Source organism: Streptomyces sp. VTCC 41912 (assembly GCF_045799175.1).
GTDB classification, from domain to species: Bacteria; Actinomycetota; Actinomycetes; order Streptomycetales; family Streptomycetaceae; genus Streptomyces; species Streptomyces albulus_C.
Map to the genome: position 1 here is coordinate 230,240 of NZ_JBJMAB010000001.1, position 13,296 is coordinate 243,535.

Annotated in this window: 13 protein-coding genes; 9 read left to right on the forward strand and 4 right to left on the reverse strand. The window is 75.0% G+C overall.

Annotated elements, in window-relative coordinates; translation table 11 throughout:
• The first annotated feature begins 22 nt into the window (after positions 1 to 22).
• Positions 23 to 916 (forward strand): helix-turn-helix transcriptional regulator, encoded by an 894-nt coding sequence (locus tag ACJ6WD_RS01055; RefSeq protein ID WP_233656579.1) that lies wholly within the window; start codon positions 23 to 25, stop codon positions 914 to 916.
• On the opposite strand, the gene ACJ6WD_RS01060 is transcribed toward ACJ6WD_RS01055, so the two are convergent.
• The 3 genes from ACJ6WD_RS01060 to ACJ6WD_RS01070 form a co-directional block, all read right to left on the reverse strand.
• On the reverse strand, positions 836 to 1,939 hold the full coding sequence (locus tag ACJ6WD_RS01060) for a glycosyl hydrolase family 18 protein (protein WP_407614944.1): 1,104 nt from the start codon (positions 1,937 to 1,939) through the stop codon (positions 836 to 838). The genes ACJ6WD_RS01055 and ACJ6WD_RS01060 overlap by 81 nt on opposite strands.
• A gap of 75 nt (positions 1,940 to 2,014) precedes the next feature.
• A complete protein-coding gene (locus ACJ6WD_RS01065) occupies positions 2,015 to 2,632 on the reverse strand; it encodes a phosphotransferase family protein (RefSeq protein WP_407614945.1) in 618 nt (205 codons plus the stop codon).
• 108 nt (positions 2,633 to 2,740) lie between these two features.
• Positions 2,741 to 3,385: a winged helix-turn-helix transcriptional regulator gene (locus ACJ6WD_RS01070; RefSeq protein WP_376436246.1), complete on the reverse strand. Its 645-nt coding sequence runs from the start codon at positions 3,383 to 3,385 to the stop codon at positions 2,741 to 2,743.
• Positions 3,386 to 3,500: 115 nt separating this feature from the next.
• On the opposite strand from ACJ6WD_RS01070, the gene ACJ6WD_RS01075 reads away from it, so the two are divergent.
• The 7 genes from ACJ6WD_RS01075 to ACJ6WD_RS01105 all read left to right on the forward strand — a co-directional run bounded on the left by ACJ6WD_RS01075 (position 3,501) and on the right by ACJ6WD_RS01105 (position 11,518).
• The gene (locus tag ACJ6WD_RS01075) at positions 3,501 to 4,712 is read left to right on the forward strand and encodes a pyridoxal phosphate-dependent aminotransferase (protein ID WP_016575494.1); all 1,212 of its coding nucleotides are present in this window, start codon (positions 3,501 to 3,503) and stop codon (positions 4,710 to 4,712) included.
• A 230-nt stretch (positions 4,713 to 4,942) separates the two neighbouring features.
• Entirely contained in the window at positions 4,943 to 6,223 is a 1,281-nt protein-coding gene (gene egtA, locus ACJ6WD_RS01080; RefSeq protein WP_376436250.1) for an ergothioneine biosynthesis glutamate--cysteine ligase EgtA, read from the forward strand.
• Positions 6,220 to 7,542, forward strand: coding sequence for an ergothioneine biosynthesis protein EgtB (gene egtB, locus ACJ6WD_RS01085; protein WP_407614946.1), 1,323 nt, complete (start codon positions 6,220 to 6,222; stop codon positions 7,540 to 7,542). Before egtA ends, egtB begins: the two co-directional genes overlap by 4 nt.
• Entirely contained in the window at positions 7,542 to 8,297 is a 756-nt protein-coding gene (egtC, locus tag ACJ6WD_RS01090; protein ID WP_233656571.1) for an ergothioneine biosynthesis protein EgtC, read from the forward strand. The genes egtB and egtC overlap by 1 nt, the downstream gene beginning before the upstream one ends.
• The gene (gene egtD / locus ACJ6WD_RS01095; RefSeq protein ID WP_376443945.1) at positions 8,294 to 9,256 is read left to right on the forward strand and encodes an L-histidine N(alpha)-methyltransferase; all 963 of its coding nucleotides are present in this window, start codon (positions 8,294 to 8,296) and stop codon (positions 9,254 to 9,256) included. The genes egtC and egtD overlap by 4 nt, the downstream gene beginning before the upstream one ends.
• Positions 9,257 to 9,399: 143 nt before the next feature.
• On the forward strand, positions 9,400 to 10,332 hold the full coding sequence (locus ACJ6WD_RS01100) for a phosphatidylinositol-specific phospholipase C (protein WP_407614947.1): 933 nt from the start codon (positions 9,400 to 9,402) through the stop codon (positions 10,330 to 10,332).
• A gap of 133 nt (positions 10,333 to 10,465) precedes the next feature.
• Positions 10,466 to 11,518, forward strand: a complete 1,053-nt coding sequence (locus tag ACJ6WD_RS01105; RefSeq protein WP_407614948.1) for a trypsin-like serine peptidase — start codon at positions 10,466 to 10,468, stop codon at positions 11,516 to 11,518.
• A gap of 30 nt (positions 11,519 to 11,548) precedes the next feature.
• On the opposite strand, the gene ACJ6WD_RS01110 is transcribed toward ACJ6WD_RS01105, so the two are convergent.
• Positions 11,549 to 12,589 (reverse strand): phosphatidylinositol-specific phospholipase C domain-containing protein, encoded by a 1,041-nt coding sequence (locus ACJ6WD_RS01110; RefSeq protein WP_407614949.1) that lies wholly within the window; start codon positions 12,587 to 12,589, stop codon positions 11,549 to 11,551.
• 127 nt (positions 12,590 to 12,716) lie between these two features.
• Between ACJ6WD_RS01110 and ACJ6WD_RS01115 the strand changes: the two genes are divergently transcribed.
• Positions 12,717 to 13,256, forward strand: a complete 540-nt coding sequence (locus ACJ6WD_RS01115) for a DUF2165 domain-containing protein (protein ID WP_376436264.1) — start codon at positions 12,717 to 12,719, stop codon at positions 13,254 to 13,256.
• Positions 13,257 to 13,296: the final 40 nt, after the last annotated feature.

The window sequence follows — 13,296 nt, forward strand, 5'->3', positions numbered from 1 at the left end:
CCCATGGCGCAGACTGGCCGGCATGGACGCACCCGCCACCGGCCCCGTTGCACTCGGGGACTTCCTCCGCACCCGCCGCGCCCGGCTCCAGCCGGAGGACGTCGGCCTGGTCTCCTACGGGGCCCGCCGCCGGGTGCCCGGCCTGCGGCGCGAGGAGCTCGCCCAGCTCGCCGGCGTCAGCGTCGCCTACTACACCCGCCTCGAACAGGGCCAGAGCCACAACGCCTCCGAGGGCGTGCTGGACGCCCTGGCCCGGGCGCTGCGGCTGACCGCCGACGAACGCGCCCACCTGCGGCAGCTCGCCCGCCCGACACCGGGCCGGCGCCGCCCGGCGGTCCGCCCCGACACCGCGCGCCCCGGCGTGCGGCAACTGCTCGCCGCCGTGCCCGGCGTGCCGGCCGTCGCCCTCGGGCCGCGCTTCGAGGTGCTGGCCTGGAACCGCCTCGGGCACGCGCTGCTCGCCGGCCACCTGGACTTCGACGGCCCGGCCCGCCCCCAGGACCGGCCCAACACCCAGCGGCTGCTCTTCCTCGACCCGCACACCCGCGAGCTGTACCCGGAGCGCGAGGAGGAGACCCGGCGCGCCGTCTCCGCCCTGCGGGTGGCCGCCGGCCAGCGCCCCGACGATCAGCAACTGGCGGAGCTGATCGGCGAGTTGTCGATGAAGAGCACCGAGTTCAGCGCCCTGTGGTCGCGCCACTCGGTGAGCAACTGCACCTTCGGCACCAAGCACTTCCACCATCCGCTGGTGGGCGAGCTGACCCTGGACTTCGAGATGCTGCAGACCCCGGACGGCTCCGGGCAGGCCGTCTTGATGTACACCGCCGCCGACGGCTCACCGTCCGAGGCCGCGCTCCGCCTGCTCGCCGCGGAACGCGGCCCAGACGCCCGGATCCTCGAACCCGAGCGCCCATAGCCCCCGCCCCCGCACCCCGTACGCCGCCAGCAGCGGCAGCTGCGCCCGGACGCCCCGCGCGTCCTGGTACCAGACCTCGTGCCGCTCGCCGCCGCGCGCGTAACCGAAGTGCGGGGTGCCGGAGTCCGTATCGAAGGCGTAGCGGGCGCCGACCCGCCGACGCAGCGCCTCGGCCTCGTGCCAGGTCAGGTGGGTGGCGCGCCGGCCGCTGCCGGGCACCCAGTCCCAGCCGTAGCCGGGGAAGGCCACCTCGATCCGGTCCCGGGGCACCTCGGCGGTGGCATCGCGCAGGATCCGCGCGTACCAGTCCTTGGACGACAGCGGGCCCGGCTCGCCCAGCGACCAGTGCAGGTCGTAGCCCATGTACCGCACGGTGTCGGCGAGCGCGCCCAGCCGCCGGTAGGCGAAGGCCGCGCCGGCCCCGCGGATCCGCGGCATCACCGTCACCACGCACGTCCTGCCGCGGCGGTGCAGCCGCGCGCAGAGCTCCTCGACGAGGGTGACGTAGCCGCTGCGCACCCGGGCCCGGGCCGCCGCGTCGCCGGTCACCGCCATCGTCTCGTAGTCCAGGTCGATCCCGTCGTACCCCTGGCTCGCCACCACCCCCGACAGCGCGTCGACGTGGGCCCGCCGGCGCACCGGGTCGTGCAGCAACTCCCCCATCGCCGCCGCGTCCAGCGTCTCGGTCACCGTCGGCACCACCGCGATCCCGGCCCGGTGCAGCCCCGCGACGACCGCCGGCCGGACCGCGCCGGGCCGGCCGGTGACGGCGCGCTCCCCCGTCGTCTCGTACCAGAAGGGGCTGACGGTGTGGAGTTGGTCGGCGTGCGCCAACGCGTCCCGGTAGGCGCCCTCGACGTCGCCCCAGAACGGCAGCCACGCCGATCCCCGGCCCACCCGCTCCGCCGGCCGCGCGGCGCCGACCGCCCCGGAGGGCGGCACCACCCCGGCGAGCAGCACCCACACCGCCAGCACCACCCCGCCGGCCCGTGCCCGCTTCGCTGTCCACCGCACTCGTCCCATGCCCTGAAGCCTCGCCCGGCCCCTTGCCTGACGCCCCATCAGTGCGGCCGAATGGCGGGGCGAGCGGCCGGGCCGCTACGGGGCGTCGTCGAGCCGTCGCCACAGCCGCCGGGCCTGCCGTGCGGCGCTGCCGGGCGGGTTCCTGGGGTGCGCGGGATCGTCGGCCGCGAGCAGGCAGAGCCACATCAGGGCGTGCAGCGTGCGGCACTCCCGCAGGCGGGCGGACTCGGCCGGGGTCAGGGCGAAGCGGCCCAGGAAGGCGGCGGTGTCGAACGGGTGCGGCTGCCAGGCGGAGACGTGCTCGACGATCTCGGCGAGTTCGTAGGCCCGGTCGCTGCGGCCGGACTCCTCGAAGTCGACGACCCGGACGCGGCGGCCGTCCCAGAGGTAGTTGGCCGCGTTGCCGTCGCCCGCGCCGAACACGGCCGGGACGTCGGCCGGCAGGGCACGGCGGGCGCCGGGGGCGCCGGGTCCCGCCCGGTCGAGCCAGTCCGTGCCGGCGCGCAGTGCCCGCCGCACGTCCGGGGCGTGCCTGCCGAGCAGCAGCAGTGCGCGCCGTTCGCGCACGAAGGGGTCGCACCCTTCGGCCCGCCGGAAGCGCTTGACGACCCGGTCGGGGTGCAGGACGACGTCGTGGGTGTGCCAGTGGACCGTCCCGGAGGGCGGCGGGGACGGCGGCGGGTCCGCGTTCACCGGACGGACGGTGGCACGCCCGGTGAACGGCGGCAAGGGCGCGGCGGCGGCCGACGGGGAGGGTTCCGCCGGCGGACGGGGCGGCCGTCGGACGGGGCGGCCGGCCGCTCAGACCGCGGCCGGGTCCGTGGTGCGGTCCTCGGGGCGGGACTCCTCGATCCAGCCGGCCGCGAGGCCCTCGGCGAGGGAGAAGCGGTCGTGGGCGAGGGCGGCGCAGGTGGCGGTGTCCATCCGCAGGACGGCGTCGGGGTGGGCGGCCGGGCCGTCGGCGTAGCGGGCGGCGACGGGGTCGTGCGGGTCCAGCACCACGTGGAACGCGCCCTGGTCCAGGGCGACGTCGACGGTGCGCACCGGGCCGTCGGCGAAGTGCCGGGCGAGCCGGGCCATCAGCGGGACCGCGAACCAGTGGGCGCGGACCGCGTCGGTGGGGCGCTGTTCGCCGAGCGCCGGGGCGCCCCAGTCGGCGAGCGCGGCCAGTGCGGGGAGCAGGGCGTCACCGCGCGGGGTGAGTTCGTAGACGGAGGCGGCGGCGGGCGGGGGGAGGCGGCGGCGGGTGAGCAGGCCGTCGCGCTCCATGTCCTTCAGGCGGGAGGCGAGCATGTCCGTGCTGACGCCCGGCAGGTCGGCGTGGAGGTCGGTGTACCGCCGGGAGCCGCCGAGCAGTTCCCGGACGATCAGGAGCGTCCAGCGGTCGCCCACGGCGTCCAGGGCCCGGGCGACGGCGCAGTACTGGTCATAACTTCGGCGCGGCATGACACCAGCATAGACATGTGATTGGATTTTCCAAGTGAGAAGTTGGGAAAACCAAGTACGGTGTCACGAGTGCTGCCGCACCCCGCGGCGGGCGAGAGAAGGAGGAGGCCGCCGCATGCAGTTCAAGCAGTCCAGCAAGATGGCCGACGTCTGCTACGAGATCCGCGGACCGGTGATCGAGCACGCGAACGCGCTGGAGGAGGCCGGCCACAGCGTCCTGCGGCTGAACACCGGCAATCCGGCGCTGTTCGGCTTCGAGTGCCCGGAGGAGATCCTCCAGGACGTGATGCGCAACCTCTCCCGTGCACACGGCTACACCGAGTCCCGCGGCATCCTGGCGGCCCGCCGCGCGGTGGCCCAGCGCTACCAGGAGGCCGGGCTGCCCGACGTCGACGTCGACGACGTCTACCTGGGCAACGGCGTCTCCGAACTGGTCTCGATGGCGATCCAGGCACTGCTGGACGACGGCGACGAAGTCCTCATCCCGGCCCCCGACTTCCCGCTGTGGACGGCGGTCACCTCGCTCGCCGGCGGCAAGCCGGTGCACTACGTCTGCGACGAGGGCGCCGACTGGCTGCCGGACCTCGACGACCTGGCCTCGAAGATCACCGACCGGACCCGCGCCCTGGTGATCATCAACCCCAACAACCCCACCGGTGCGGTCTATCCGCGCGAGGTGCTGGAGGGCATGCTCGACCTGGCCCGCCGCCACCAGCTGATGGTCTTCGCCGACGAGATCTACGACCGGATCCTCTACGACGACGCCGTGCACCACCACGCCGCGGTCCTCGCACCGGACCTGGTGTGCCTGACCTTCAGCGGACTGTCCAAGTCGTACCGGGTGGCCGGCTTCCGGTCCGGGTGGCTGGTGGTGTCCGGTCCCAAGGAGCACGCGGCGGACTACCTGGAGGGACTGGACACCCTGGCGTCGATGCGCCTGTGCCCCAACGCCCCCGCGCAGTACGCCATCCAGGCGGCGCTCGGCGGCCGGCAGAGCATCGAGGACCTGGTCCTGCCCGGTGGCCGCCTGCGGGAGCAGCGCGACCGGGCCTGGGAGCGGCTCAACGAGATCCCGGGCGTCTCCTGCGTCAAGCCCAAGGGCGCGCTGTACGCCTTCCCCCGCCTCGACCCCGCGGTCCACAAGATCCACGACGACGAGAAGTTCGTACTCGACCTGCTGCTGCGGGAGAAGATCCAGGTCGTCCAGGGCACCGGCTTCAACTGGCCGCGCCCGGACCACTTCCGGATCCTCACCCTCCCGCACGCCGACGACCTGGACGCGGCGATCAGCCGGATCGGGCGGTTCCTGGCCGGCTACCGGCAGTAGCGGGCCCGCCGGCCGCCGGGAGCGGGGAGGCGCGTCCGCCGCCTCTCCTCGCTCCGCCGCCCGGCACCCGAACGGGCGTACCGGATTTCCGGCCGTCCTCCCCCGTCCCACCTGCCCGGTCCCCAGCACCGGGCCGCCCACCGCCGGCACGCGCTCTTGAGGGGACCGCCGGCACCGGCTTAGCTGGAGGGCGGCGATCCAGCCGCCGCCCCGGAGGGGAGAGGGAAGCGATGCCCGTACGGCCGGCAGTGTCAGAAGCGGAACTCGAAGCGCATCTGCGCGGGATATGTTTCAAGACCGGTCCACCCCGACGCCTCGGCGTCGAGATCGAGTTGCTGGTCCACGACGCCCGCAACCCCCGATGTCCGGTCGCACCCGACCGGATGCACGCCGCGGAGGACGCCCTGCGCGCCCTGCCGCTCGACTCCTGCCTCACCTTCGAACCCGGCGGCCAACTGGAGCTCAGCTCGTTGCCCGCCACCTCCCTCACCGCCTGCGTCGAGGCGGTCGGCGCCGACCTCGCCCTGGTCCGCCCCACCCTGCGGGAGCTGGGCCTCGGCCTCGCCGGCCACGGCCACAACCCCTGGCACCCCCCGCGGCGGGTGCTCGTCGCCCCGCGCTACGACGCCATGGAGGCGTACTTCGACCGCCGCGGACCGGCCGGCCGCGCGATGATGTGCGGCACCGCCTCGGTCCAGGTCTGTGTGGACGCCGGGCACGAGGAGCCCGGACCGCTGGGGCTGGGCCGACGGTGGGTGCTGGCGCACCTGCTGGGCGCCGTGCTGGCCGCCGCGTTCGCCAACTCCCCGCTCGCCGAGGGACGGCCGACCGGGTACCGCACCACCCGCCAGGCCATCTGGGCGCAGCTCGACCCGGGCCGCACCTTCGCCCCGTCCGCGGACCCCGACCCGCGCGCCGCCTGGGCCCGCTACGCCCTGGACGCACCGGTGATGTGCGTCCAACGCCCGGACGGCCCCTGGCACGCGCCGGAGGGCCTGACGTTCCGGGAGTGGATCCGCACCGGCCGGCCGCGGCCGGTGACGCGGGCGGACCTCGACTACCACGTCACCACGCTCTTCCCGCCGGTCCGGCCGCGCGGCCACCTGGAGCTGCGCATGATCGACGCGCAGCCCGGCCCGGACGGGTGGATCGTGCCGCTGGCCGTCACGGCCGCCCTGTTCGACGACCCGGAAGCCGCCGAGTACGCCTACCGCACGGTCAAGCCCCTCGCGGAGACGGCGGGTTGGCGTCCGGCGCCGGAGAACCCGCTGTGGCGGGCCGCCGCCCGGGACGCACTGACCGACCCCGAACTGCACGCCGCCGCGGTGGCCTGTTTCGCCGCCGCACAGGAGGCGCTGCCCCGGTTGGGCGCCGCCCCCGCGATCCGCGCGGCGGTCGCGGAGTTCACCGAGCGCTACGTGGCGCGCGGCCGCTGCCCGGCCGACGACCAGTTGGACGCGTTGCCCGCCGCGGCCGAGGGCCGCCTCGTCCGTGGGAAGGACAGCCCGTGACCATCGACTGCGAACCCTTCCGGGAGCGGGCCGCCGCGGCGCTGCTCGCCGCCCGCGACCGCACCCGCGCGCTGACCGGCTGCGTCGAGGAACCGGACCTGGTCGCCCAGCACTCCCCGCTGATGTCCCCCCTGGTGTGGGACCTGGCGCACATCGGCAACCAAGAGGAGCAGTGGCTGCTGCGCACCGTCGGCGGCCGCGACGCGCTGCGCCCGGACATCGACTCCGTCTACGACGCCTTCGAGCACCCGCGGGCCGAGCGGCCCGCGTTGCCGCTGCTGGCGCCGGCCGAGGCCCGTGGCTACGTCGCCGAGGTGCGCGGCCGGGTGCTGGACGTCTTGGAGCGCGCCGAACTGCACGGCCATCCGCTGCTGTCCGCGGGGTTCGCCTTCGGGATGATCGCGCAGCACGAACAGCAGCACGACGAGACGATGCTGATCACCCATCAGTTGCGGGCGGGCCCGCCGGTCCTCGACGCGCCCGAACCACCGCCCGCGCCGGCCGGCCCCCTGCCGTCCGAAGTCCTGGTGCCCGGCGGGCCGTTCCTGATGGGGACGTCCACCGAACCGTGGGCCCTGGACAACGAACGGCCCGCGCACCGGCGGTCGGTGCCGCCGTTCCTCCTCGACACCACCCCGGTGAGCAACGGCGCCTACCAGCGCTTCATCGAGGACGGCGGCTACGACGACCCGCGCTGGTGGGACCCGCAGGGCTGGGCGCAGGTGCGCGAGCACCGGCTGCGGGCCCCGCTGTTCTGGCGGCGGGAGGGCCGGCAGTGGCTGCGCCGCCGGTTCGGGGTGACCGAGCCGGTGCCGCCCGACGAGCCGGTGCTGCACGTCAGTTGGTACGAGGCCGACGCCTACGCGCGGTGGGCCGGGCGGCGGCTGCCCACCGAAGCGGAGTGGGAGAAGGCCGCCCGGCACGACCCGGCGACCGGCCGGGACCGGCGCTACCCGTGGGGCGACGCGGACCCGACCCCGGAGCACGCCAACCTCGGCCAGCGGCACCTGCGGCCGGCACCGGTCGGCAGCTACCCCGACGGCGCCTCACCGCTCGGCGTGCACCAGCTGATCGGCGACGTGTGGGAGTGGACGGCCAGCGACTTCCTGCCCTACCCCGGCTTCGCCGCCTTCCCCTACCGGGAGTACTCCGAGGTGTTCTTCGGCAGTGCGCACAAGGTGCTGCGCGGCGGCTCGTTCGGGGTGGACCCGGTCGCCTGCCGCGGCACCTTCCGCAACTGGGACCTCCCGGTGCGGCGGCAGATCTTCGCCGGCTTCCGCACCGCCCGGGACGCCGGACCGGCCGCGGACGACGCCTGATGTGCCGTCATTTGGCGTACGTCGGACCGGAGATCCCGTTCGGGCAGGTGGTCCTGGATCCGCCCTACGGCCTCTACCGGCAGTCCTGGGCGCCGCGCCACCAGCGGCACGGGACGGTCAACGCGGACGGCTTCGGCGTCGGCTGGTACGCGCCCGACGATCCGGTGCCGGCCCGCTACCGGCGGGCCGGGCCGATCTGGGCCGACGAGCAACTGCCGGACCTGGCGCGGGTGGTCCGCACCCGGTCGCTGCTGGCCGCCGTCCGGGACGCCACCGTCGCCGGCGCGGACGCCGAGGCGGCCGCCGCGCCGTTCGCCACCGGGCGGTACCTCTTCAGCCACAACGGCGCGGTGGCCGGCTGGCCCGACACCATGGCGCCGCTGGCCGCCGGGCTGCCCCCGGTGGAGCTGCTGCGCCTCCAGGCCCGCAGCGACTCCGCGTTCCTGTGGGCCCTGGTGCACCGCCGGCTGGTCGCCGGCGACGACCCCGGCCGGGCGCTGGCCGCCACGGTGGAGGAGGTCGCCGCGGCGGCGCCCGGCTCCCGACTGACCCTGCTGCTGACCGACGGCGCCGGCATCACCGGCACCACCTGGGGCGACACCCTGTTCCACCGGGTCGTCCCCGGCGGTGGCCGGGTGGTCGCCTCCGAGCCCTACGACGAGTCCCCCCACTGGACCGAGGTCCCCGACCGCACGCTGCTGTGCGCCACCCCCACCGAGGTCCGTCTCACCCCGCTCAAGGAGCCCGCAACGTGAGCCCGCTCAGCCTCACCCGCACCCTGCCCGCCGACGCCACCGCGGCCGCCCTGCGCGCCGACGTCGCCGCGGGACTGTCCCGCACGCCCAAGCAACTGCCGCCGAAGTGGTTCTACGACGCCCGCGGCTCGGAGCTGTTCGACGAGATCACCACCCTGCCGGAGTACTACCCCACCCGCGCGGAGCGCGAGATCCTGCGCGCCACCGCGGACCGGATAGCCGCCGCGTCCGGCGCGCGCACCCTGATCGAGCTGGGGTCCGGTTCCTCCGACAAGACCCGTCACCTGCTCCGCGCCCTCGCCGACCTGGACGCCTACCTGCCGGTCGACGTCAGCGAGTCCGCGCTGCGGGCCGCCGGCGAGGGGCTGTTGAAGGAACATCCGGAGCTGACCGTGCACGCCCTCGTCGCCGACTTCCAGCGGGGCCTGGTGCTCCCGCCGACGCCCGGCCCCCGGCTGCTGGCGTTCCTCGGCGGCACCATCGGCAACCTCCTGCCCCAGGAGCGGGCCGCGTTCCTGAGCTCGGTGCACGACCTGCTCGCCCCCGGTGACGCCCTGCTGCTCGGCACCGACCTGGTGAAGGACGAGGCCACCCTGGTCGCCGCGTACGACGACGCCCGCGGGGTGACCGCCGAGTTCAACAAGAACGTGCTGGCGGTCATCAACCGCGAGCTGGGCGGCGACTTCGACCCGGACGCCTTCGACCACGTCGCACGGTGGAACGCCGGGCAGGAGTGGATGGAGATGCGGCTGCGGGCCCGCACCGAACTGACCGTGAAGATCCCCGGCGTCGACCTGGTCGTGCCGTTCGCGGCCGGCGAGGAGGTGCGCACGGAGGTCTCGGCGAAGTTCCGCGAGGACGGGGTCCGCAGCGAACTCGCCGCCGCTGGACTGAAGTTGACCGAGTGGTGGACCGACCGCGAGGGCCGGTTCGCGCTGTCCCTGGCGCTGCGCGTCTGAGCGGTGCCGATCCGGCCGGCGCGCGACCGGCGGGTACCCGGCCGCCCGTCGATGTGGTTCGATGCCCCGATCGCACATCCGTACGCGCCGTCGGGTGCGCCCGCCGCGTACGGAGCCACAGGGGCTCGGCTAGGGGGCAGGGCATGGCCACGGCGCTGGATCGGCGGGGTTTCCTCAGGGGCGCGGCGGGACTGTCCGCCGCCGGGCTGTTCGCGGGCCTCGGCGGCGGGGGGACCGCGGCGGCCGCGGCCCCCACCGCGGTCTCGGTACAGGACTGGATGTCCGCGCTCGGCGACGGCACGCCCGTGCAGCGCCTGAGCATCCCCGGCACCCACGACTCCGGGGCCCGGATCGGCGGGCCGTGGGTGGCCTGCCAGAACACCTCGGTCGCCGAGCAACTCGCCTCCGGCATCCGGTTCCTGGACGTGCGCTGCCGGGCCATCGACGGCGTCTTCGCGATCCACCACGGCGCGTTCTACCAGGAGCTGATGTTCGGCGACGTGCTCAACGCCTGCCGGGACTTCCTGCGGGCGCACCCCACCGAGACCGTGCTGATGCGGGTCAAGCAGGAGTACTCGGAGGTCTCCGCCGAGGAGTTCCGGCAGGTCTTCGTCAGCTATCTGGACGGCAAGGGGTACCGGTCGCTGTTCCGGCTGGACGCGGGGCTGCCCACGCTGGGCGAGGCCCGGGGCCGGGTCGTGCTGCTGGCCGACTCGGACGGGCTGGGCGGTGTGCGGTACACCGACCCGGCGCTGTTCGACGTCCAGGACGACTACATGGCCGAGCCGATCGGGAAGTACCCCAAGGTCGAGGCCCAGTTCCGCAAGGCGGTCGCCCAGCCCGGCAAGCTCTTCGTCAACTACGTCTCGACCTCGGCCCTGCTCCCGCCGCGGTCCAACGCCGACCGCCTCAACCCACGGGTCAAGGACCTGCTGGACGGTGCCGAGGGCGGCGCCTGGCGGGGGCTGGGCATCGTCCCCATGGACTTCCCCAACGAGTTCCGGATGGCCGAGACGCTGATCCGGCACAACCTGGCCGGTCTCGGCGTCACCCGGTCGGCGCACGCGCACGCGTGATCGGACCTCGAACCGAACCACGAGACGCTTCCGTGCATCAGACTGGTTGAAATGTCTGGTTCCGGCGCTGCCCCCGCCCCGCACGACGGTGCGCGGTGCGGCCGCGCCCACTGAAGCGGCAAGGCGGCACCTGGTGGAGACGAGCGAACGCGGGGCCGGGGCGGCGGCGACACGGAACGCACGGCCGGCGGACGGCCGGTCCGGGCCGGCGCCCACGGGGCCGGGAGCGGGCGGCCCGATCCGCACCGGCCGGGCCCGCGCCGGGGTGCCACTGCGGGTGACGGCGGCGCTCGCAGTGCTCACCGTCGTCGTGGGCGGCACGGCGCTGGCGCTCAAGGCCGCGCACCAGGATCCGTACGTGGCGCCCGGGGACCCGGCCACCGGGACGTACGTCGCCTCACGGTCGGCCGGCGACCGGGCGGCCGCCGCGGTGCTGGCCGGGCCGTACCGCGAGTCACCGGGCCCACGGGTCGTCGCCGTGCGCCGGAGCGGTGACGCCCCGGCACCGCTGCCCGCCTCCCGCCCGCTGGCGGCCAGCGCGGCGGCCCCCTCGCCGCCCGTCGGGGCGCTCTTCTCGCCCGGCGACGACGGCGACGCGGGGCACTACTGCACGGCCAGCGTGGTGCACTCCCCCGCCGGGAACCTCGTCGCCACCGCCGCGCACTGCGTCCACGACGGCGGCTTCCGCACCCGGCTGGTGTTCGCCCCCGGCCTGCACGACGGGATCGCGCCCTACGGCCTGTGGGTCCCCACCCGCGTCTACGTGGACCCGCGCTGGATCAGCGACCGGGACCCGGACCACGACGTGGCGTTCCTGCGGGTGCGCCGGCACGGCGGCACGGACCAGCGGATCGAGGACGTCACCGGCGCCGAACGGATGCGGTTCGACGCGCCGCCCGGCCGGCCCGCGCAGCTGACCGGCTACCCGTCCGACCGCGACACCCCGGTCGTTTGCCGGCACACCGCCGACGCCGAGGGCCCGGGCCAACTGCGCTTCCCCTGCGCCGGCTTCCCGGCCGGGACCAGCGGTGGTCCGATGCTCACCGACCTCGATCCGGTGACCGGCACCGGCTCGCTGATCGGGCTGATCGGCGGTCAGGACGGGGGCGGTGACGACAACACGTCGTACAGCAGCCGCTTCGGGGCGGACGTGGCGGCGCTGTACCGGCGGGCCACCCGCGGCTAGCGGGCGGCCCGGTCCCGGCCCCGACCCCGCTCAGGCGCCGCCGCGCGGGAGGACGGTGGCGAGGACCGACGGCAGCGGGTACCAGTCGGCGGTGGCGAAGCTGGCGTGCGCGGCGGCGAGCTTGCCGACCCGGGCCAGGGCGTCCGCCTCGGTGGGGCGGGTGGGGTCCAGGGCCGGCGGGACCTTGTGGGCGTCGGTCATGACCAGCAGGTAGTGGCGGGCGTCGTACCAGGAGGTGTCGATGGAGCCGTCGAGGTACGTGGCGGCGTCGCCGTCGAACACCACGAACCAGGGGCGCAGCGCCGGGTCGGCGTAGCGGTCCCGGGGGTCGCCCGGGGCGGCGCCGTGCACGGCGGGGAAGGCGGTGGCCCGGGCGAGTTGGCCGCGGGCGGCGAGGTCCCTGAGGTGGCCGGCGTACTCGACGTCGGTCCACAGCTTGTCGAACGGGTTCTTCTCCTCGACGGTGCCCGGTATCAGCTCGAAGAGGAACTTCCCGGCCAGGTCGGCGCGCGGCGGCCAGCCGCCGGCCCGCACCGCCGCGTCGAGGGTGGGGTGGCCGTGCGCCAGGTCGCCGGGCCCGTAGACCGCGTCGCCCAGCTTCTGGCGTATGAGGGCGTCGAATTCGGCCGGTCCGCGGCCGCCCTTGGCGTTGAAGCCGTCCTTCATCTCGACCTTGACCAGGATCGGGCGGTGGCCGGGGTGGGCGTCGTGCCAGGCCCGCAGGTCGGCCAGGCAGCCGGCGAAGTCCTGGTTGCGGTCCTTGCCGCGCAGTTCGCCGGCGGTGGCCGCGCCGACGCAGTTGTTGTTGTTGCCGAGCGGGTTGCCGTGCGAGACGCGCCACGAACCGCCCAGGCCGTTGGTCCAGACGTCCACTTCGACGAGCGCGGCACCGGAGCCCAACGCATCAGCGAAATAGGGGTACTTGGCCTTCTCGTAGGCGTTGTGCACCCCCACCGCGGTGCTGGTGCCGTAGGTCGTCGGGGCGGCCGTCCCGGCCCCCGCCGGGCCGCTCGCCGCGATCACCGCCGCCGCCGCGACGGCCACCGTCCCCGCACACCGCTTCCTGTTCATGCGCCCCGCTTCCCCTCGTGTCCCGCCAGGTCGGTGAGCAGAGTACGGGAGTTGTCGGTCGGCGAGCGGAACGACGACGGGCGCGGTACGGTCAGCGACGCAAACGATCAAGCGAAAGGGTGTGCGGATGCGGATCCGGGGGAACGACGGGGCCGGCTCGGGCGGGCTGTCGTGGACGGCGGCGGTGCTGACGGGGACGGTGGCGCTCTACATAGCGCTGGTCGCGTTCGGCAACATCACCGACTTCGGCACCAACCGGGAGTACGTCCGGCACGTGCTGGCGATGGACACCACCTTCCAGGACCCGGACCTGATGTGGCGGGCCGTCACCTCGCGGGGTGCACAGGACGCCGCCTACGTCGCGGTGATCGCCTGGGAGTCGGTGGCGGCGCTGGTGCTGCTCGCGGCGACCGCGCTGTGGGTCGTGCGCGGGCGGTCCGGCGGCGCCGGGCGGGCGCGGCAACTGGCCACCGTGGGGCTGCTGATGATGATGGTGCTGTTCGGGGCCGGCTTCTGGGCGATCGGCGGCGAGTGGTTCGCGATGTGGCAGTCGAAGCAGTGGAACGGGGTCGAGGCCGCGGTGCGCAACTTCCTCATGACCGGGGTGGTGCTGCTGGTGGTGCAGTTCGCGGGGGCCGTCGCTCGGCCCGCGCGCACGGACGCGTGACGCACCGGCGGCGGGTGCGCGAGGACCGCACCCGCCGCCG

Coding starts and splice junctions, on each gene's coding strand:
- ACJ6WD_RS01055 (WP_233656579.1), top strand. CDS start 23: ATGGACGCACCCGCCACCGGCCCCGTTGCACTCGGGGACTTCCTCCGC.
- ACJ6WD_RS01060 (WP_407614944.1), bottom strand. CDS start 1,939: ATGGGACGAGTGCGGTGGACAGCGAAGCGGGCACGGGCCGGCGGGGTG.
- ACJ6WD_RS01070 (WP_376436246.1), bottom strand. CDS start 3,385: ATGCCGCGCCGAAGTTATGACCAGTACTGCGCCGTCGCCCGGGCCCTG.
- ACJ6WD_RS01075 (WP_016575494.1), top strand. CDS start 3,501: ATGCAGTTCAAGCAGTCCAGCAAGATGGCCGACGTCTGCTACGAGATC.
- egtA (WP_376436250.1), top strand. CDS start 4,943: ATGCCCGTACGGCCGGCAGTGTCAGAAGCGGAACTCGAAGCGCATCTG.
- egtC (WP_233656571.1), top strand. CDS start 7,542: ATGTGCCGTCATTTGGCGTACGTCGGACCGGAGATCCCGTTCGGGCAG.
- ACJ6WD_RS01100 (WP_407614947.1), top strand. CDS start 9,400: ATGGCCACGGCGCTGGATCGGCGGGGTTTCCTCAGGGGCGCGGCGGGA.
- ACJ6WD_RS01110 (WP_407614949.1), bottom strand. CDS start 12,589: ATGAACAGGAAGCGGTGTGCGGGGACGGTGGCCGTCGCGGCGGCGGCG.
- ACJ6WD_RS01115 (WP_376436264.1), top strand. CDS start 12,717: ATGCGGATCCGGGGGAACGACGGGGCCGGCTCGGGCGGGCTGTCGTGG.